The 19,493-nt window shown below is 64.0% G+C and carries 19 protein-coding genes; 13 read left to right on the forward strand and 6 right to left on the reverse strand.

Going from position 1 to position 19,493, the window contains the following annotated elements; all coding sequences use genetic code 11:
• Positions 1-36: 36 nt before the first annotated feature.
• Entirely contained in the window at positions 37-1,125 is a 1,089-nt protein-coding gene (locus tag CAER_RS0125555; RefSeq protein ID WP_027238030.1) for a cupin domain-containing protein, read from the reverse strand.
• A gap of 163 nt (positions 1,126-1,288) precedes the next feature.
• Between CAER_RS0125555 and CAER_RS0125560 the strand changes: the two genes are divergently transcribed.
• The 4 genes from CAER_RS0125560 to CAER_RS0125575 all read left to right on the forward strand — a co-directional run bounded on the left by CAER_RS0125560 (position 1,289) and on the right by CAER_RS0125575 (position 7,744).
• Positions 1,289-3,562: an NADP-dependent malic enzyme gene (locus CAER_RS0125560; RefSeq protein WP_027238031.1), complete on the forward strand. Its 2,274-nt coding sequence runs from the start codon at positions 1,289-1,291 to the stop codon at positions 3,560-3,562.
• 47 nt (positions 3,563-3,609) lie between these two features.
• Complete coding sequence (locus CAER_RS0125565; protein WP_027238032.1) at positions 3,610-4,005, forward strand: GFA family protein; 396 nt, start codon at positions 3,610-3,612, stop codon at positions 4,003-4,005.
• 262 nt (positions 4,006-4,267) lie between these two features.
• A complete protein-coding gene (prpE, locus tag CAER_RS0125570) occupies positions 4,268-6,157 on the forward strand; it encodes a propionate-CoA ligase PrpE (protein ID WP_027238033.1) in 1,890 nt (629 codons plus the stop codon).
• A gap of 144 nt (positions 6,158-6,301) precedes the next feature.
• Positions 6,302-7,744 carry an amidase family protein gene (locus CAER_RS0125575; protein ID WP_027238034.1) on the forward strand — a complete coding sequence of 481 codons (1,443 nt, stop codon included), beginning with the start codon at positions 6,302-6,304 and terminating at the stop codon, positions 7,742-7,744.
• Positions 7,745-8,532: 788 nt separating this feature from the next.
• On the opposite strand, the gene CAER_RS0125580 is transcribed toward CAER_RS0125575, so the two are convergent.
• Entirely contained in the window at positions 8,533-9,294 is a 762-nt protein-coding gene (locus CAER_RS0125580) for an NAD kinase (RefSeq protein ID WP_027238035.1), read from the reverse strand.
• A gap of 169 nt (positions 9,295-9,463) precedes the next feature.
• On the opposite strand from CAER_RS0125580, the gene glyA reads away from it, so the two are divergent.
• A complete protein-coding gene (gene glyA / locus CAER_RS0125585) occupies positions 9,464-10,759 on the forward strand; it encodes a serine hydroxymethyltransferase (RefSeq protein ID WP_027238036.1) in 1,296 nt (431 codons plus the stop codon).
• 391 nt (positions 10,760-11,150) lie between these two features.
• Here glyA and CAER_RS0125590 read toward each other — a convergent pair whose 3' ends face one another.
• Positions 11,151-11,516 carry a hypothetical protein gene (locus CAER_RS0125590; protein ID WP_027238037.1) on the reverse strand — a complete coding sequence of 122 codons (366 nt, stop codon included), beginning with the start codon at positions 11,514-11,516 and terminating at the stop codon, positions 11,151-11,153.
• 103 nt (positions 11,517-11,619) lie between these two features.
• Between CAER_RS0125590 and CAER_RS0125595 the strand changes: the two genes are divergently transcribed.
• Positions 11,620-12,378, forward strand: coding sequence for an alpha/beta fold hydrolase (locus CAER_RS0125595; RefSeq protein ID WP_154667863.1), 759 nt, complete (start codon positions 11,620-11,622; stop codon positions 12,376-12,378).
• Here the strand turns inward: CAER_RS0125595 and CAER_RS0125600 are convergent.
• The 3 genes from CAER_RS0125600 to CAER_RS0125610 all read right to left on the reverse strand — a co-directional run bounded on the left by CAER_RS0125600 (position 12,375) and on the right by CAER_RS0125610 (position 14,434).
• On the reverse strand, positions 12,375-12,563 hold the full coding sequence (locus tag CAER_RS0125600) for a hypothetical protein (protein ID WP_027238039.1): 189 nt from the start codon (positions 12,561-12,563) through the stop codon (positions 12,375-12,377). The two genes, CAER_RS0125595 and CAER_RS0125600, sit on opposite strands and share 4 nt — an antisense overlap.
• A 96-nt stretch (positions 12,564-12,659) precedes the next feature.
• Positions 12,660-13,652, reverse strand: a complete 993-nt coding sequence (locus tag CAER_RS0125605; protein ID WP_027238040.1) for a sterol desaturase family protein — start codon at positions 13,650-13,652, stop codon at positions 12,660-12,662.
• A 23-nt stretch (positions 13,653-13,675) separates the two neighbouring features.
• On the reverse strand, positions 13,676-14,434 hold the full coding sequence (locus tag CAER_RS0125610; protein ID WP_027238041.1) for a class II aldolase and adducin N-terminal domain-containing protein: 759 nt from the start codon (positions 14,432-14,434) through the stop codon (positions 13,676-13,678).
• 111 nt (positions 14,435-14,545) lie between these two features.
• Here CAER_RS0125610 and CAER_RS0125615 point away from each other — a divergent pair, with 111 nt between their 5' ends.
• The 7 genes from CAER_RS0125615 to CAER_RS0125645 all read left to right on the forward strand — a co-directional run bounded on the left by CAER_RS0125615 (position 14,546) and on the right by CAER_RS0125645 (position 19,456).
• Complete coding sequence (locus tag CAER_RS0125615) at positions 14,546-15,436, forward strand: LysR family transcriptional regulator (RefSeq protein ID WP_027238042.1); 891 nt, start codon at positions 14,546-14,548, stop codon at positions 15,434-15,436.
• A 239-nt stretch (positions 15,437-15,675) separates the two neighbouring features.
• Complete coding sequence (gene queC, locus CAER_RS0125620; protein ID WP_027238043.1) at positions 15,676-16,377, forward strand: 7-cyano-7-deazaguanine synthase QueC; 702 nt, start codon at positions 15,676-15,678, stop codon at positions 16,375-16,377.
• Complete coding sequence (queD, locus tag CAER_RS0125625) at positions 16,377-16,742, forward strand: 6-carboxytetrahydropterin synthase QueD (RefSeq protein WP_027238044.1); 366 nt, start codon at positions 16,377-16,379, stop codon at positions 16,740-16,742. Before queC ends, queD begins: the two co-directional genes overlap by 1 nt.
• A complete protein-coding gene (gene queE / locus CAER_RS0125630) occupies positions 16,739-17,446 on the forward strand; it encodes a 7-carboxy-7-deazaguanine synthase QueE (RefSeq protein WP_027238045.1) in 708 nt (235 codons plus the stop codon). Before queD ends, queE begins: the two co-directional genes overlap by 4 nt.
• Positions 17,447-17,462: 16 nt before the next feature.
• A complete protein-coding gene (gene queF / locus CAER_RS0125635) occupies positions 17,463-17,927 on the forward strand; it encodes a preQ(1) synthase (protein WP_027238046.1) in 465 nt (154 codons plus the stop codon).
• Between the two features lie 211 nt (positions 17,928-18,138).
• Positions 18,139-19,059, forward strand: coding sequence for an MBL fold metallo-hydrolase (locus CAER_RS0125640; RefSeq protein ID WP_027238047.1), 921 nt, complete (start codon positions 18,139-18,141; stop codon positions 19,057-19,059).
• Positions 19,060-19,069: 10 nt separating this feature from the next.
• Entirely contained in the window at positions 19,070-19,456 is a 387-nt protein-coding gene (locus CAER_RS0125645) for a rhodanese-like domain-containing protein (protein ID WP_027238048.1), read from the forward strand.
• The last annotated feature ends 37 nt before the right edge of the window (positions 19,457-19,493 follow it).

Here is a 19,493-nt window from a genome sequence, read left to right on the forward strand (position 1 = left end):
TGCCCCGGGGAGCGAAAGCCCCCGGACGCGGTTCCGTCACTGCCCCAGAGTGGTGTTGAACACGCCGGGCAAGGTCACCTCCAGCAGCTCCACGTCCTGCGAAGGTTCACTGAGGCGGGTTTTCATGCCCGGCGGGATGACAAAGGCGTCGCCCTGCTCCAGCCGGTAAGGCTCCCTGCCCTCGCCTTCCAGCGTGACCGTGCCGTTCATCACAAAGGTGAAATGGATGTCGGTGTCATGCGCGGCCCATTGCGGCGCGCCATCACCCCGGCGCAACACCTGCACGCCGGCGACGCCCTTGGTGTTCTCGGCAATTGTGGTGTCGCGGCATATGTAGCCCGGCAGACGGAACGGCACCCATTCGGCACCCTCCGCCCTGTTGTAGACAAAGCGCTGGCCCTGCCATTCCCGTTCGGGGCGGTAATCCGGTGTCGGCAAGGTCATCTCGTGGTCGATTTCGGTGACGTGTTCTGCCGGCACGCCGATTTCGATCACCTGGACATTGTCGCTCGCCTCCAGCACGCGGTGGCGGATTTCCGGCGGCTGGATGAAGCAGTCGCCCGCTGTGAGCCGCATCTTGTCGCCCTGATCCTCATAGACCACATCGACCCAGCCGTGGATGCAGAAGATCAGCTGAAAGCCGACCCGGTGGAAATGCACCATGTCCGGCACCGGGCCGCCGTCGGGAATGCGGATGTGGCTGGCGATGATCGAGCCGCCCAGCCGGTCCGGCACCAGGTCGCGGTAGTGCATCCCCGCGCGGCCGATGATCCAGGGCGCCTGGTCCTTGAGGCGGCGGACCACAAAACTGTGCACCGTTTCCGGCATCACCATCGGCGGGTGGCGCTTCTCGATCTCCACCATGGTGCCGTTGGGCGCGGTCAGGCGGCGCTGGCCTTCGGCAAATCCATCAGGATCTTCAGTCAGAATGCGGATTGTGCCGGGGCTTTCCTGTGCCCCTTTTTCGATGCGCAGACGCAGGCCGTGGCCGGAAAAAACCGCGGTGCGCGGATCATCTGCCGGATAGATCATGTCCATCTTCATGCCCAACACCTTGGTGTAGAACGGTATATCGTTCCGCAGCTCCTGAGTGGGCAGGCGGATTTCGGCGATTGTATCGCTCATTTTTCACTCCCTTTTCATTTGCCCGGAACTGTGGCCGCAGGGCAGGCTTTATGCAAGAAGCCGCCGCCCGCCCGCCGCCGCGCCCGTTTGCGTCAGTTTGGACTAGGTTTCCGGCAGAAAAAATGGTTTAACACTAAACAATACGATTTTCGAGGAGCGCCAGATGTCCGACTCACAGAACCTGCGCCAAGCCGCACTCAACTATCACGAGTTTCCGCGCCCCGGTAAGCTGGAGATCCGGGCGACCAAGCCGATGGCCAACGGGCGCGATCTGGCGCGCGCCTACTCCCCCGGCGTCGCTGAAGCCTGCACCGAGATCAAGGCGGATGCGGCCAATGCCGCCCGCTACACCTCGCGCGGGAACCTAGTGGCGGTGGTGTCGAACGGCTCAGCCGTTCTGGGGCTGGGCAACATCGGTGCACTGGCCTCCAAGCCTGTGATGGAAGGCAAGGCGGTTTTGTTCAAGAACTTCGCGGGCATCGACTGCTTTGACATCGAGGTCAACGAAAGCGATCCCGAGAAACTGGCGGATATCGTCTGTTCGCTGGAGCCGACCTTTGGCGCGATCAACCTTGAAGACATCAAGGCGCCGGACTGCTTCATCGTTGAGAAGATCTGCCGCGAGCGCATGGGCATTCCGGTCTTCCACGACGACCAGCATGGCACCGCGATTGTCGTGGGCGCGGCAGCCAAGAACGCGCTGCATGTGGCAGGCAAAAGCTTTGAGGAGATCAAGATCGTCTCCACCGGCGGCGGCGCCGCGGGGATTGCCTGCCTCAACATGCTGGTGAAGCTGGGCGTGAAGCGGGAAAACATCTGGCTGTGCGACATTCACGGGCTGGTTTACGAGGGCCGCGAAGAGGACATGAACCCGCAGAAAGCGGCCTTTGCCCAGGCATCTGACCTGCGCACGCTGGATGAGGTGATGGATGGCGCGGATCTGTTCCTCGGCCTGTCCGGCCCCAACGTGATGAAGCCGGAGATGGTGGAGAAGATGGCGAAGCGTCCGATCATCTTTGCCTTGGCCAACCCGACGCCGGAGATCATGCCGGACCAGGCGCGCAAGGTGGCGCCCGATGCGATCATCGCCACGGGCCGCAGCGATTTCCCCAATCAGGTCAACAACGTGCTGTGCTTCCCCTTCATCTTCCGCGGGGCGCTGGATGCGGGGGCGACAGAAATCAACGATGCGATGCAGATTGCCTGTGTCGACGGTATTGCAGAGCTGGCCCGCGCCACCACCAGCGCCGAGGCCGCGGCGGCTTACAAGGGGGAGCAGCTGAACTTCGGCGCCGACTATCTGATCCCCAAACCGTTCGACCCGCGTCTGGTGGCGGTTGTGTCCTCTGCTGTGGCCAAAGCGGCGATGGAAAGCGGCGTGGCGACCCGCGCGATCGAGGATATCGAGGCCTATAAGCAGAGGCTGAACCAGACCGTGTTCAAGTCCGCCCTGCTGATGCGCCCGGTGTTCGAGGCCGCCCGCGCCGCCGCCCGGCGGATCGTGTTTGCCGAGGGCGAGGACGAGCGGGTGCTGCGTGCCGCGCAGGCGATCCTGGAGGAAACCACCGAGACCCCGATCCTGATCGGCCGTCCGGAAGTGATCGAACGCCGCTGCGAGAAGCTGGGTCTGGACGTGCGCCCGGGCCGCGATTTCCAGCTGGTGAACCCGGAAAACGACCCGCGCTATTACGATTACTGGAACAGCTATCACAAGGTGATGCAGCGCCGCGGGGTGACGCCGGATCTGGCCAAGGCGATCATGCGCACCAATACCACCGCCATCGGCGCCATCATGGTCCACCGCGGCGAGGCCGACAGCCTGCTGTGCGGCACCTTCGGCGAGTACCGCTGGCATATGAATTACGTGCAGCAGGTTCTGGGCGGCAACAGCTATTCCCCGCACGGGGCGCTGTCGATGATGATCCTGGAGGACGGCCCCCTGTTCATCGCCGACACCCACGTGCGGATCGAGCCGACGCCGGAGCAGATCGCCGAAACCGTGATCGGCGCGGCCCGCCATGTGCGCCGCTTCGGGATCGAGCCGAAAATCGCGCTGTGCTCTCAGTCGCAATTCGGCAATATCGCCTGCGACACCGGCAGCCGGCTGCGCGACGCGCTGGAGATCCTCGACGACAAGCGCCGGGACTTCTCCTATGAAGGCGAGATGAACATCGACACCGCGCTGGACCCGGATCTGCGCGCGCGGATCTTCCCCAATTCCCGGCTGGAAGGCGCCGCCAATGTGTTGATCTTTGCCCATGCCGACGCAGCCTCGGGCGTGCGCAACATCCTGAAAATGCGGGCCGGCGGGCTGGAAGTGGGGCCGATCCTGATGGGCATGGGCAACCGGGCCCATATTGTGTCGCCCTCGATCACCGCGCGGGGCCTTTTGAATATGGCCGCCATTGCCGGCACCCCGGTGGCGCACTACGGTTAATTCCGCGGCCAAGGAAAACCGCTGGCCGCCCACCCAGGGAGGCCAGTATGAGAGGGCATTGCCACTGCGGCGCCGTGCATTGGGAGAGCCAGGCCGAGGCGGCCTGGAGCTGTTATTGCCACTGCGCCGACTGCCGCCGCATCTGCGCGGCACCCGTCACCGCTTTTTTTGCCTTGCCGCACGAGGCGGTGAATTGGTCCGGCGCCGAGCCGAAGGTCTACAACTCGTCCCAAGGCGTCGAGCGGCTGTTCTGCGGCACCTGCGGCACCCAGATGGCCTACCGCACCGCCAGGGATGGCGTGAACCTGCATCTGTACACCGCAACGCTGGAAAGCCCCGGCACGACGCCACCGCGCTTTCACGTGTTCCACTCCGAACATGTCAGCTGGCTGCACCTTCAAGACAGCCTGCCCCGCTATGCCAAGCTGTCCGGCGAGGAGTGATTCTGTCCGGCCCGGCGGCGGGTCAGCGGCGGAGTTTGCAATTTTGCAATTCTGCAGGGGCTTTCCTGAAAACTCCGCGCCAAAAACCTGTTTGCAAAGCGGATTGGCTGCAAACGGCAAACCGGGTGTAAATTCTGTAAAGCCACGATGGAAATCCGCCTGCAAACTGTAAATTCTTTGACGAACCTTGCGTGCCCCTTGCGCAAAACTTGCCCGGTCCCCGGTTCGTCGCCTACGCAGATGGCAGGAGGAGATAGACACCATGGGATATCAGGATACTTACGCCGCGTGGAAACAGGACCCGGAAGGTTTCTGGATGGAAGCCGCCAAGCAAATCAGCTGGGACGAGGCCCCCAAGCAGGCGCTGTTTGACAAGGGCGAGGGCCTTTATGAATGGTTTGCCGATGCCAAGGTGAACACCTGCTACAACGCTGTCGACCGCCACGTCGAAGAAGGCCGCGGCGAGCAGACCGCAATCATCTACGACAGCCCGGTCACCCATACCAAGCGTGAAATCTCCTATGTCGAGCTCAGGAACCGTGTCGCCACCCTGGCCGGCGCGCTGCGCGCCAAGGGCGTCGAGAAGGGCGACCGCGTCATCATCTATATGCCGATGATCCCCGAGGCGCTGGAAGCGATGCTGGCCTGCGCCCGCATCGGCGCGGTGCATTCGGTGGTGTTCGGCGGTTTTGCTTCCAACGAACTCGCCGTGCGCATCGACGATGCCAAGCCCAAGGCGATCATCGCCGCTTCCTGCGGCATCGAGCCGGGCCGGATCGTGCATTACAAGCCGCTGCTGGACGGTGCCATCGACCTGGCGGAGCATAAGCCCGAGTTCTGCGTGATCTTTCAGCGCGAACAGGAAGTGGCGGAGCTGATCCCGGGCCGCGATGTGAACTGGCACGGCTTCCAGTACGGTGTCGAACCGGCCGAATGCGTGCCGGTCGAGGGCAACCACCCCTCCTACATCCTCTACACCTCCGGCACCACCGGCCAGCCCAAGGGGGTGATCCGCCACACCGCGGGCCAGCTGGTGGCGCTGAACTGGACCATGAAGAACATCTATAACGTCGATCCCGGCGATGTGTTCTGGGCGGCCTCGGACGTGGGCTGGGTCGTCGGCCACAGCTATATCTGCTACGGGCCGCTGATCCACGGCAACACCACCATCGTCTTCGAGGGCAAGCCCGTCGGCACGCCGGATGCGGGCACCTTCTGGCGGGTGATTTCCGAGCATAAGGTGAAAAGCTTTTTCACCGCCCCCACCGCCTTCCGCGCGGTGAAGCGGGAGGATCCCAAGGGCGAATTCGTCAAGAAATACGATCTGAGCTGCCTTGAGCAGGTCTATCTGGCGGGCGAACGTGCGGACCCCGACACCATCACCTGGGCGCAGGAACAGCTGAAGGTGCCGGTGGTCGACCACTGGTGGCAGACAGAAACCGGCTGGTCGATTGCCGCCAACCCGCTGGGGATCGAGGAGCTGCCGACCAAGCTCGGCTCGCCTGCGGTGCCGATGCCGGGCTATGAAGTGGATATCCTTGACGAGGGCGGCAACCCGGTTGCCGCGGGCGAGCTGGGCGCGATTGCCGTGAAACTGCCGCTGCCGCCGGGCACGCTGCCGACCCTGTGGAACGCCGAGGACCGCTTTAAAAAGAGCTACCTGACCACCTTCCCCGGCTACTATGAGACCGGCGATGCCGGCATGAAAGACGAGGACGGCTACCTTTACATCATGGCGCGCACCGATGACGTGATCAACGTGGCGGGCCACCGGCTGTCGACCGGCGGCATGGAAGAAGTGCTGGCAGGCCATCCGGACGTTGCCGAATGCGCCGTGATCGGCGTGGCGGACAGCCTTAAGGGGCAGATGCCGGTGGGCTTCCTGTGCCTGAACTCGGGCGCGGACCGCGACCACGGCGAAGTGGTGTCCGAGGTCGTGAAACTGGTGCGGGAGAAGATCGGCCCGGTGGCCGCCTTCAAGCTGGCGGTTGTGGTGGACCGGCTGCCCAAAACCCGCTCCGGCAAGATCCTGCGCGGCACGATGGTGAACATCGCCGATGGAACGCCCTGGAAGATGCCCGCAACCATCGACGATCCAGCCATCCTGGACGAGATCACCGCGGCGCTGCAGAGCATCGGCTACGCCAAATAACGCGCGCGTTTCCCGGCGCGGGAAACGGCCAATAATCCTGCGAGGGTTTTTGAAGGCTCCGCCACCAGGCGGAGCCTTTCTGCCGTCCGGTTTTGCTTGCAACTCCGCCCTGCCTGCCTAGGCTGCGGCCTGGGAGGCCTTTGCATGACGAAACCGGACATCTGGCGCTTAAGCGCCACCGAACTGACCGCACTGACCCGCGCCGGGGATCTGAGCGCAGAGGACGCAATCCAGGCCTCAATTGACCGGATGAATGCGGTGAACCCGGCCTTGAACGCAGTCGTCGAGGACCTGAGCGCGGAGGCGCTGGAGCGTGCGCGCGCGCTCGACAAGGCGCGTGAGGGCGGCGCTGAGCCAGGCCCGCTGCACGGGGTGCCGGTGACCATCAAAATCAACATCGACCAGACGGGCCACGCCACCTCAAACGGGGTCGTTGCGCTGAAAGACCTGATCGCCCCGGCGGACGCCCCAGTCGTGGAAAACCTGCACAAGGCCGGCGCGGTGGTGATCGGGCGGACCAACACGCCGGAGTTCTCCTTTCGCGCCGACACCGACAATCCGCTGCACGGGCGCACCTATAACCCCTGGGGGCGGCATATTTCCCCTGGCGGCTCCTCCGGCGGTGCGGGGGCGGCCGTGATGGCCGGGATCGGTGCACTGGCCCATGGCAATGACATCGGCGGCAGCTTGCGCTTTCCCGCCGCCGCCAATGGCGCGGTTACAGTAAAGCCGGGCTTGGGCCGGGTGCCGGCCTGGAATCCCAGCCAGACGGCGGAACGCGGGCTGCTGGCGCAGCTGATGTCAGTGCAGGGGCTGATCACCCGCACGGCAGAGGACCTGCACTTGTCGATGGCTTCGCTGATTGCCGCCGATCCGCGCGACCCGTTCCATGTGCCCGGCCCATGGCGCGGCGCGGCGCTGGAGGGGCCGGTTCGGGTGGCCTTCACCAAGAACACCCACGGCTACGAGCTGCATCCGGAAGTCGAAGCTGCGCTGGACTTTGCGCGCGATGCCCTGGCGGATGCGGGTTACGTTGTCGAAGAAGTGGAGCCTCCGAATGTCTTTGAGGCCGGACGCACCGGCTACCGCGCGCTGATGGGCGAGATCTATGCGCTGATGAAGCAGGATGTGGATGCCGCCGGCTCGCAGACTGTACGGGATATCTTTGCCGTCTACTTTCAGGAGTTTCCGCCGTTTGCCGGCGATGAGCTTCTGCAGATGATGGCCAAGCGCACCCATTACGCGCGGCAATGGTCGCTGTTCATGGAAGAGTATCCGCTGGTGCTGTCGCCCTTCCTGCCGCAGCCTTTCTTCCGGCCCGACCGCGACACCGAAGGCGCTGAAGGTGTGCATGAGGTGCTGGGCTGCGCGGTTTACTCCTATGCGATGAATTACCTCGGCCTGCCTGCGGCCTCCGTCCCGGCCCGGCTGGCGCAGCTGACCAATGGCCCGCAGCCGATCAACGTGCAGATCGCCGCCCGCCGCTGGCGCGAGGATCTGGCCGTGGATGCCTGCGCCGCGATCGAGGCCCGTGCCGGCCGCATGTGCCTGCCCCTGTGGGAGAAGATGCAGGCCGGTTCCGCCTGAGACCGGCGGCCGTCAGAGGGTGTGCGTCTCGCAAGCAGCGGGTTACGGGGCGTGGTCCGTTTGACCGCAACTGGCAGGGCGCGCCGGGTTACAGATGCAGGACGCTCTGGCGGCCTGACGGCTTTCAGGGCGCCGCATATCAATCGGACTGCCACAAAAAAATGACCTGCTGAGTGCCCGCACAACGCAATGCAAGCCTCAGGGGCCCCTGTAATCACACGTTCTTTGAAGCTCGTGGGAGGGTCTGCTGGCCATGACGCCAAGGGTGCGGGTTACGGGTCGGGCGCATGTATACAGCAGCCACACACGCCAAGCGCACGGAGACACCCCTGCAAGCTGGCGGATTTCCCAAGCAAGCACCTGGATTTCAGGCCACTGTTTCAGCCCGGGGTTCAGGCCAGTGTTTCAGGCCGATATTTCATACCGGAAATACCGCCACGGCCCTGCAGCGTCACAGGCCGGCATCAGCATGTACTCAGGGCAGACAAGCACAACGGGCGGACATAAGGTCCCGGGGAACGGAGTGAACCGCCCCCGGGGAACTTCCATACTCAGACAACTCGCTACAAACAGCGCCCGTCCCGCCATAAAAGGCGGACCCGGCTTCGGGCGCAGGCTCCGTGGGCGCTACCGGCTGGAAACAATTGCACTGGTTATTCAAACCACGCCGGTACGGCACTCTGGCGCTTCAGCCCTGGGGCAGACGCCATCCACATCTGCCTGTGGAAAAGCATCGCATGAAATCGTTACCGGGGAGTTCACAAACTCGTGAAGGTTCCGTTAAACGGTTAAGTAAACTGCTCGGAAATAAGCCTTTCCTCCAGCCCATGGCCAGGATCGAACAGAATCTTGTGGCGGACTTCCGGATCCGTGCGGATCTCGACCCAGTCGATATCGGCCACCGAGATCGAGTCCGCATCGGCCATCACCGGGCGCTTGTCGGCCTCCAGCACGTCAAAGCGCACCATCGCGTTGCTGGGCAAAAGCGCGCCGCGCCAGCGCCGTGGGCGGAAGGCGGCAATGGCAGTGAGCGCAAGCACATCGGCCCCGATCGGCAGGATCGGCCCATGCGCCGAGTAGTTGTAGGCGGTGGAGCCCGCCGGTGTCGACACCAGCGCCCCGTCGCAAACCAGCTCCTCCATCCGGACCCGGCCATCCACCGACACCTTGAGCCGTGCCGCCTGCGGGCCGGCGCGCAGCAGCGACACCTCGTTGATCGCCAGCGCCTTGTGAACCTCGCCGCGGCGGTCCATCGCGGTCATCGACAGCGGGTTGATGATCTCCTGAACCGCATCCCCAAGCCGCTCGATCAGCCCGTCTTCACGGTATTCATTCATCAGAAAGCCGACAGTGCCGCGGTTCATGCCGTAAACCGGCGCCGGGTGGTTTACCATGCTGTGCAGTGTGCGCAGCATGAACCCGTCCCCGCCGAGCGCCACAATTACATCCGCCTCTTCGGGGGGCACATGGCCATAACGGCGGGTCAGTTCGGCGAGGGCTTCCTGGGCAACCTCCACTTCGCTGGCCAGAAAGGCGATTCTCAAACCCATCAAATCTGTTTCCGGTATTAGGCAACTGGTTCCGAAACAATCACAGCTTTCCGCCAAAGGCCATAGTTGCCGTTCTGTCGCAGGGAAATGTCGCTTTACAGGCTTCCTGCGCAAAGATGTTTCCGATAGGAAATCCCTCAATTCTGACCCCTGCTCAAACGGAGCCACCATGACTGAAGCGACCCGTGATCCCGGCTTTTTCACCCAATCCCTCGCCGAGCGCGATCCTGAGCTTTATGCCTCGATCACCGCGGAACTGGGCCGCCAGCGCGACGAGATCGAGCTGATTGCCTCCGAGAACATCGTCTCTGCCGCGGTGATGGAAGCGCAAGGCTCTGTCCTCACCAACAAATACGCCGAAGGCTACCCGGGGCGCCGCTACTACGGCGGCTGCCAGTATGTCGACGTCGCCGAAAACCTGGCGATCGACCGCGCCAAGCAGCTCTTTGGCTGCGAATTCGCCAACGTGCAGCCGAACTCCGGCAGCCAGGCGAACCAGGGCGTGTTCCAGGCCCTGCTGAAGCCCGGCGACACCATCCTGGGCATGGATCTGGCCTCCGGCGGCCACCTGACCCACGGCGCGGCGCCGAACCAGTCGGGCAAGTGGTTCAACGCGGTGCATTACGGCGTGCGCAAAAGCGACAACCTGATCGACTACGACCAGATCCAGGCGCTGGCCACCGAGCACCGGCCCAAGCTGATCATCGCCGGCGGCTCCGCCATCCCGCGCCAGATCGACTTTGCCAAGTTCCGTGAAATCGCGGACAGCGTCGGCGCCTACTTCATGGTCGACATGGCCCATATCGCGGGCCTGATCGCCGCCGGTGAGCACCCCTCGCCGTTCCCGCATGCGCATGTCGCCACCACCACCACCCACAAGACCCTGCGCGGCCCCCGCGGCGGCATGATCGTGACCAACGACGAGGCGATCGCCAAGAAAGTGAACTCGGCGATTTTCCCGGGCATCCAGGGCGGCCCGCTGATGCATGTGATCGCCGGCAAGGCGGCGGCCTTCGGCGAGGCGCTGAAGCCGGAGTTCAAAGAATATCAAAAGCAGGTGCGGGCGAACGCGGCGGCGCTGGCGGACCAGCTGATCAAGGGCGGCCTGGACATCGTGACCGGCGGCACCGACACCCATGTGATGCTGGTCGACCTGCGGCCCAAGGGCGTGACCGGCAACATCGCCGACAAGGCGCTGGGCCGCGCCCACATCACCACCAACAAGAACGGCATCCCGTTCGACCCGGAAAAGCCGACCGTGACCTCCGGCCTGCGCCTGGGCACGCCTGCCGGCACCACCCGCGGCTTCGGCGAGGCTGAGTTCCGCCAGATCGCCGACCTGATCATCGAGGTGATCGACGGCCTGGCGGCCAACGGTGAGGACGGCAACGCGGATGTGGAAGCATCCGTCCGCGCGAAAGTCGCAGACCTCTGCGCCAAATTCCCGCTGTACCCGAACCTGTAAGCGTTTTCTCAGGTCAAAAGAAATTGAACCGTCGCGGCCCATCGGCCGCGGCGGTTTTGCATTGCCGCACCGGCAGCTCTCCCGCGCCCCGCCGGTGCATCGCAGATGCCCCGGCACGGGCCTTGGGCCCGGCAGCGCCCCTGACAGGGGCGCTGCCCGCGCCGTGCAGCAAGCACGGCGCCCTGCCCAACGCTTTCGGGACAGCCGCAGGCGGGCCTGAAAGGGGCGGGAGCGCTTGGCGGCTGGGCGGGAGGGACCTCAATGCAATTAGCGTCAGCAGACCGGCCTGCAGGCGTAAAACACCAGCAACTGTTCAAAGGCCGGCAGCCGCAAGGTCTAGGACTTGCGGCTGAGGGAGGCTTTCACACTGCAGGCAGCGTGAACCGGGAAATCAGATCAGCCCGCGCCAGCGCAGGACCACGATCAGCAGGATCAGCACCATCAGAATGGAAAACGCGATGCTGCCCAGCACGCCCAGCCAGAAGCCCTTGCGCCGGTCGGCAATGTCGACTTCCTTCAGATGCGCCTTAACCTCCCGGGCGGCGCCGCGCAGCGGTTTTTCGTCCACTGTCTGCCGCAGCTTGGGGTGTTCCAGCAGCGGCAGCGCACCGGCCAGTTTCATGCCCTGTTTGTAGATCCGGCGCGGCAGCCGGCGGCGGACACGTTTCAGCGCGGCGGCAAAGTCGCCGGAGGCGTGCTCGCGCTCCTTCAGCAACGTGCGGATCTCTTCGATATCCTGGTCCAGGCTGGCGGCCATTCCGGCACTCTCCCTCAGCTGCCTCGTTCCGGCACCCTAGCCTGCGGCCGCGCCCGCCTCAATGGGGCTGGCAAGCCTTTGCCTGCCCCGCTATCAAGGCGGCATGCTGAACTCGATCACTCATGGCTCTGCCACCGGAAAACCGCCGCTTCTGATTGCCCATGGGCTTTATGGGTCCGCCCGCAACTGGGGCGTCATCGCCAAACGCCTGTCGGATGAGCGGCAGGTGATTGCGGTGGACATGCGTAACCACGGCGACAGCCCGCGCACGGACAGCCACACCTATCCGGAGCTGGCAGAGGACCTGGCCGGGGTGATCGCGGCCCATGGCGGGCAAATGGATGTGATCGGCCATTCGATGGGCGGCAAGGCCGCGATGATGCTGGCGCTGAATCACCCGGAGGCGGTGCGGCGGCTGGTGGTTGCCGACATTGCGCCGGTGGCTTACGGCCATAGCCAGATCCAGTACATCCATGCGATGAAGTCGCTGGATCTGGAGGCCATTGAGCGCCGCCCCGAGGCCGCAGCCCAACTGGCCGAGGCCGGGGTGGATCCGGCGCTGCAGAGCTTCTTCACCCAGTCGCTGGACCTGCCGAACAAGCGCTGGAAGCTGAACCTGGACACGCTGGCGGACCAGATGCCGAACATCATGTCTTTCCCGCAGACCGAGGCATCCTGGGACGGCCCTGCCCTGTTCCTGTCAGGCTCCGAGTCGGATTATGTGCTGCCCGAACACCGGGACGAGATCCGCACGCGCTTTCCCGCCGCCCGCTTTGCCAAGCTTCCCGGCGCGGGCCATTGGCTGCACGCCGAGAAGCCGCGGGAGTTCGAAGCTGCCGCGCGGGTGTTCCTCAACGCCTAGGCGCCGCGGGCATAAAGCTGCTTGGCAACCAGCCAGGCGACCGGCAACCCCGCAACCGCACCTGCCGCCGCCGAAGCTAGAATCGCCTGAACCGAGACCATTCCTGCCACCAGAACCGCGATCACGCCAACGCCTGCCAGGCTGCTGCCGATCAGCGAATAGAGGATGGATGCAAGGCGCATCATGGGCTTTCTCCTATGCCTTTGACTGTCTTGCGTACAGGCATAGGGATTCGCGAATATGTACGCCTTGATCCTGATCAGTTTGCGCCTGAAGCAATCCTAGCGGGTATACATTTGCTTCTTGAAGGCCCGGGTCCGGTCGGTCGCCGCCGCAGAGCCGTCGTGATAGGTGCCGAACCATTTATCGAACGGAATTTCTGAGGTGCCGTAGTTGCACTCGAAATAGCGGTGATGCAACTGGTGGAAGAAATCCCCGGCCTTGGCGGCTTCGGTTTCCCCGGCAATCACCCGCTCAAACCCGGAATGCGACAGGACCGGGCTGATCTGCTGGAACATCGCGTGAAACGCCAGATGCAGCGGGTGCGACGGCACGATCAGGTGGATGAAATAGGTGGTGAAATACAGCAGGTTTTCATACCAGTGGTTGGAGATCCCTGACCACGGGCCTGTATTGACGTTGCGGTGATGCACCGCGTGGACGTGTTTATAGAGCCGCGGGTGATGTTCCAGCCGGTGCACCCAATAGAAATGCAGGCCGGACCACATCGGGATGAACAGCATCCAGACCACGCACCAGACCGGGGCTTCGGCAAAAGTCACAACCGGCACCCAGCCATTGGCCATCAGCCAGTAGATGCCCCACTGATAGACCGTCGCCACGGTGATGGCGCTACCGAGGGTCCACCAGATATTGTCCAGAACCTGGTTCTTGAAGGTGAAGGTACCGTTGCCCCGGGACAGGTCGCGCTTGTCGAACTTCTTCCGCATCCCCTGGCCCTTGCGCATGTACAGCCACCAGTGCAGCCCGCCGGCAACAGCCGCCTGCGGCAGCAGGTTGGCAAGCCAGACCTGCAGCATCCAGCCTGGGCGGAACGCCGCCATCCCCGCCAGCGGCGGCAGCAGCCACACATAGACCGCCAGCGCCAGCAGGAAGCAGACCGTCAGCGATGTGATTTCCATCCAGGCGCCGCGGTACCAGGCGAAAACCGCCGCCGGGCGCGGCGGCCAGCTGAACAGCGGGTTGAGCGGCACAGGTCCGTTGGGGCGGTAATGCCAGCGGTCTGCCTCGCGGTCGGGGAGTGTGCCGTGCATCGGGCTGCCTCCTGCTTATGGCCTCAGGTTGCGTAGTTCGAGCCCTCGTCGTCGAGGATCGCCTTCAGCTCCGCCAGGTGCCGGTCGGCCTGGTCCGGATACTCCTCCAGCTCCTGCGCGGTCTTCTCGGCGATCTCGTCGCTCAGCACCCGCAGCTTCTGGCCGGTTTGCAAGGCACGGATATAGGTCTCCGCGGCGCGCTCGAAGTAATATAGCCGGTTAAATGTGTCCGCGACGCTGTCGCCGATCACCAGCACCCCGTGGTTGCCCATGATCATAGTCTTGACCTTGGGGTCGGTCAGCATCGAGGCACAGCGGGCGCCCTCGTCCTCAAATGCCAGGCCCCCGAAATCGCTGTCGACCACATGGCGGTTGTAGAAGGTGGCGGTGTTCTGGTCGATCGGCGGCAGGGTGCTGTCGGCGAGGCAGGCCAGCACCGTGGCGTGGATCGAATGCACATGCATCACGCAGCGCGCGTGCGGACAGAGGCGGTGGATGGAGCCGTGCAGCCCCCAGGCGGTTGGATCCGGCGCGTCGGGGCGCTGCATCGTTTTGGGATCATTTGCATCCAGCAGCAACAGGCCAGACGCCTTTACACGGGCAAAATGAACCTGGTTGGGGTTCATCAGGAACCGGGTGCCGTCCTCATTCACCGCGAGGCTGAAATGGTTCGCCACAGCCTCGTGCATGTTCAACCGCGCGGTCCAGCGGAAGGCCGCGGCCATGTCGACTCGCTCCTGCCAATGCGTGAGGTTCGGGCTCATGTCCGCTTGCTTGTTCATTCTGGCGCCTCCAAGTTCGCTTCTCCTAGTGGTGCCAGCCGCTTGCCCTGCTGACAAACGATGGATTCAGCCGCTATGCATTAATTGAGCTAATGCATAGGTGATACATTCATGCAGCCCCCCGGACCGCCGTCATCCTCCCTGCCCCCGCTCACCTGGCTGCGCGCCTTTGAGGCCAGCGCCCGGCATCTGTCGTTCACCCGCGCCGCGGCAGAGCTGAACCTGACGCAATCGGCAATCAGCCAGCATGTGCGCAGCCTGGAGAACTTTCTGGGGAGGGAGCTGTTCATCCGCAAAACCCGCGCGCTGGAGCTGTCGGAGGCCGGGGCGAATTACATGCCGATCGTGCGCGAGGCGTTCGACCTGATTGCCGCCGGCACCCAGGCCTTTACCGGCGGCGACCAGGGGCGGCATCTGGTCTTGCAGTGCAATATGGCATTCTCGGTGTTCTGGCTGTCGCCGCGCCTGCCCCGGCTTTATGAGCGCTTTCCTTGGCTGGTGCTGAATATCGTGACGCCGATCTGGGATCCGGAACGCCATGCCAGCTCTGCCGGGACAGAAATCCGTTTCGGCCGCCCGAATGACATGTCAGCGGCAGCGGTGCGGCTGACTTACGACCGGTTCTATCCGGTCTGCGCTCCTGATTATCAGGATGGCGCGTTTGATTTCGGCAGCGCAACGCTGCTGGATTGTGCAGGCGTGACAGGCTCCTGGGGCGCGTGGTTCAAGTCGCAGGACCTGCCGTTTGAACGCAATCACGAGATCAACCTGGCCTCCACTTACGTGATCGCCATGACCGCGGCGCTGAATGGTGCGGGCATGGCAATGTCGCATGACACGCTGGCGGGCGGGCTGCTGGAGAGCGGCCAGCTGGTCCGGGCCAGCGATCACTCGGCAGAGCTGCTGGAGAATTACTTTCTGATGCCGCCGCCCAGCCATGCCAGCACCCCGGCATCGCGCGCGTTTCTGGAGTGGCTGGAGGGGGAACTGCCGCCGGTTTAGACTGCCCCGCCCGGCGGCACCCCGGGCAGCGCCCGTCCGCCCCCACGGGCGGGCGCTACGCTTCCGCCCGCGGACGAGCACTGCCCTCACAATGTGCCGCCAACGCCAAACTTTCAAATTTCCCTAACAAGTCCTGCCGAATGTTCGCAATGCGCCCGCACCTTGCGCCATTCCCGCCTTGCTGCTAAACGCGCGGCACCGGTCGCAGCCTACCCGGTCACCAAAACAAGGGTTCAAAAATGAAAACTATCGTTATCTGCTCGGGCGGGCTGGATTCCGTTTCGCTTGCCCATATGGTCGCTGAGGAACATCAGCTGACCCGTCTTGTCTCCTTCGATTACGGCCAGCGCCACAGGAAGGAACTCGACTATGCCGCCGCCGCAGCCAAACGGCTGGGCGTGCCGCATGACATCATCGACATGAGAGGCATAGGCGCCGCGCTTTCGGGCTCGGCCCTCACCGATGACATCGACGTGCCGGACGGCCACTACGAGGAAGAGACCATGAAGGTCACCGTGGTGCCGAACCGGAACGCGATCATGCTGACCATCGCCTATGGCATTGCTGCCGCAAACGGAGACGACGCGGTGGCAACCGCAGTGCATGGCGGTGATCACTTCATCTATCCGGACTGCCGCCCGGCCTTTACTGAGGCCTTTGATGCCATGCAGCGGGCCGCGCTGGACGGTTATGCCGACGTGCGGCTGTATACCCCGTTTGTGCAACGCACCAAGGGCGACATCGTCACCGCCGGTGCCAAGCACAACACCCCCTTTGCCGAGACCTGGTCCTGCTACAAGGGCGGCGAGAGGCACTGCGGGCGCTGCGGCACCTGCGTGGAGCGGCGCGAGGCGTTCCACTTGGCTGGGGTCGAGGATCCGACGGACTACGCCGACCCGGAGTTCTGGAAGGCGGCAATAGCCGCCAAGGACGGCGCCTGATGTTCCGGATCACCAAGGAGTTCCACTTCTCCGCCTCTCACCAGCTGACCCATCTGCCGCCGGACCACCAATGCGCCCGGCTGCACGGGCACAACTATGTCGTGGTGGTGGAGCTGGCGGCGAAGGAGCTGAACAGTGACGGCTTCGTGCGCGACTATCACGAGCTGAAGCCGCTGAAGGAGTATATCGACGAAACCTTCGACCACCGGCATCTGAATGACGTTCTGGACGGGCATTCAACAGCGGAAAACATGGCGAAGCATTTCTATGACTGGTGCCATGCGCGCTGGCCCGAAGTGGCCGCGGTGAAGGTCTCGGAGACGCCTAAGACCTGGGCGGAGTACAGGCCGGAGGTTGGGCCGTGACCCTGCGCATCGCTGAAATCTTCGGCCCCACCATCCAGGGCGAAGGCGCCCTGATCGGGGAGCCCACGGTGTTTGTGCGCGCAGGCGGCTGCGATTACCGCTGCTCGTGGTGCGATAGCATGCACGCGGTCGACAGCGGCTACCGGCGTGACTGGGCGGTGATGGCGCCCGAGGAGGTCATGGCCGAGGTGCGCCGCCTTTCTGGCGGCAAGCCTTTGACAGTGTCGATCTCCGGCGGCAACCCGGCGATCCAGGACTTTGCCCCGGTGATCGCTTATGGCAAGGCCGAAGGCTACCGCTTTGCCTGCGAGACCCAAGGGTCGGTCAGCAAACCCTGGTTTGCGGATCTGGATACGCTGGTCCTGAGCCCTAAACCGCCCTCCAGCGGCGAAACCGTGGACTGGAAGGCCTTTGATCAATGCCTTGAGGCGGCACAGGGCTGCGGCCAGGCGGTGATGAAGATCGTGATCTTTGACGACAAGGATTACGCTTGGGCCAAGGCCGCCGCTGAACGCCACCCGGAGCTGCCGCTGTACCTGCAGCCCGGCAACCCGGAGGTCGACCCCGCCCAGCCGGTCGACTTGCAGCAGGCCACTGACCGTCTGCTGTGGCTCATCGAAAAAGTGACCGGCGACGGCTGGTTCACCCCCCGCGTCCTGCCGCAGCTGCATGTGCTGGTCTGGGGCAACAAGCGCGGCGTCTGAACATAGGAACCCTGATATGTCCGACAGCATCTACAGCAACCTGAAACAGCTGGGCGGCGACACCGTCGTTCCCAGCAGCCCGGAAGAGGCGGAGCTGGAGCGCGTCCAGAACCCGCAAGGTGACGTGGCTTATAACGTGCGCTTCACCGCGCCGGAGTTCACCTCGCTCTGCCCGATGACCGGGCAGCCCGATTTTGCCCATCTGGTGATCGACTATGTGCCGGGTGAGTGGCTGGTGGAAAGCAAATCGCTGAAGCTGTTCCTCACCTCCTTCCGCAATCACGGCGCTTTCCACGAAGATTGCACCGTTTCCATCGCCCGCCGCCTGGCGGAGTTTTTGGAGCCGCAGTGGCTGCGCATCGGCGGCTATTGGTACCCGCGCGGCGGCATTCCGATCGACGTGTTCTGGCAAACCGGGCCGATGCCCGAAGGCGTCTGGATTCCGGACCAGGGCGTGCCCCCCTACCGAGGCCGCGGCTGAACCGGTATTGCAGCAGAGATGAGAACGGCCCGGGACCTGATGGTTTCCGGGCCGTTTTTTTCTGGCTGCCGGCGCAGCTTGCGCGCCATAGCCGCCGCGGGGCTGGTTCGCGCGGGAACCGGTCTTTCCGTCAAACGTTATGCTTCCAATGCCGCAGGCGCCCCGGCCCCTGCGGCCATCAGCACAGCAATTGCGCGAAAGAGGGGAAGCGATGGCAACGGATTACACGCAAGGCGACCGGATTGTCCGGCATTCACCAGCGGGCAGCAGCAACAGCCCCGATGTTTGGGGCCTCTATGAACCGGAAAGCGGATCGGTCCAGTACATCTGCGCCGATCCGTCCACACGCAAGGCGGCGCTGATCGACGTGGTGTGGGATTTCGACCCGCAAAGTGCCCGCACTGCCCAGGACAGTATCGACCACGTGATGCGGGTGGTCGAGAGCGAAGGGCTAGAGCCCGCCTGGATATTGGACACTCACCCGCACGCCGATCACTTCATGGCCTCCGCCCGGCTGAAGGAGCGCACGGGCGCGCCCACGGCAATCGGCGAGAAGACCCGCGAGATTGCTGAACTTTGGCGCGGCTACTACCACATGCCCGAAGCGTTTGATCCCAGCCGCGACTTTGACCGGCTGCTGGCGGATGGCGACACAATCGCGCTGGGTGATATGCAGATCCGGGTGATGCTGTCGCCCGGTCACACGCTGGGCTCGGTCAGTTATGTCTGCGGTGATGCGGCCTTTGTCCATGACACGCTGATGCACGCCGACACCGGCACCGCGCGCGCCGACTTCCCCGGCGGCTCCGCTGAGGAGCTGTGGCAGTCCATCCAGGAGATCCTGTCCCTGCCGGACAACACCCGCCTGTTTATCGGCCATGACTACGGCACCAACGAGCGTGACACCCCCGCCTGGGAGGCCACGGTGGCAGAGCATCTGGCGCGCAACCCGCACGTGAAGGCCGGGACCCGCAAGGAAGACTGGATCAAGCAGCGCACCGAGCGCGACGAGAGCCTTTCCCTGCCGGACCGGATGCTGGCAGCCCTGCAGGTAAACCTGCGCGGCGGCCGCCTGGGCGCGGCGGAAAGCGACGGCAATCACTACCTGAAAATCCCTGTCAACAAGTTCTGAGGTGAGACGGATGGCACGAAGCATGAAAGAGATGGTCGAAGACGCCAAGGCGCAGACCGAAACGGCCAGCCCCCGCGAGGCCCATGAGGCGGCCGCAGCAGACCGCGTGATCCTTGATGTGCGCGAACCCGGCGAACTGCAGCAGGAGGGCACCGTCGCCGGCAGTTTGCATATCCCCCGCGGCGTGCTGGAATCAAAGGCCGATCCGGACAGCGGCGCCGCCGAGGACTCCCTGACCAGCCGGCGGGACGGCGCGAAAATCTATGTGCTGTGTGCCTCCGGCGCCCGGGCCGCGCTGGCCGCGCACACCCTTTGCCAAATGGGGTACGACGCCGCCATCATCGAGGGCGGCCTGCAGGCGTGGAAAGACGCCAGCCTTCCGGTTGAAGACGCTTAGACCCGGCGCGCGCATCTAACAGCACATGACAGACTGG

Origin of the sequence: Leisingera caerulea DSM 24564, assembly GCF_000473325.1 — a bacterium.
Taxonomy (GTDB): Bacteria; Pseudomonadota; Alphaproteobacteria; order Rhodobacterales; family Rhodobacteraceae; genus Leisingera; species Leisingera caerulea.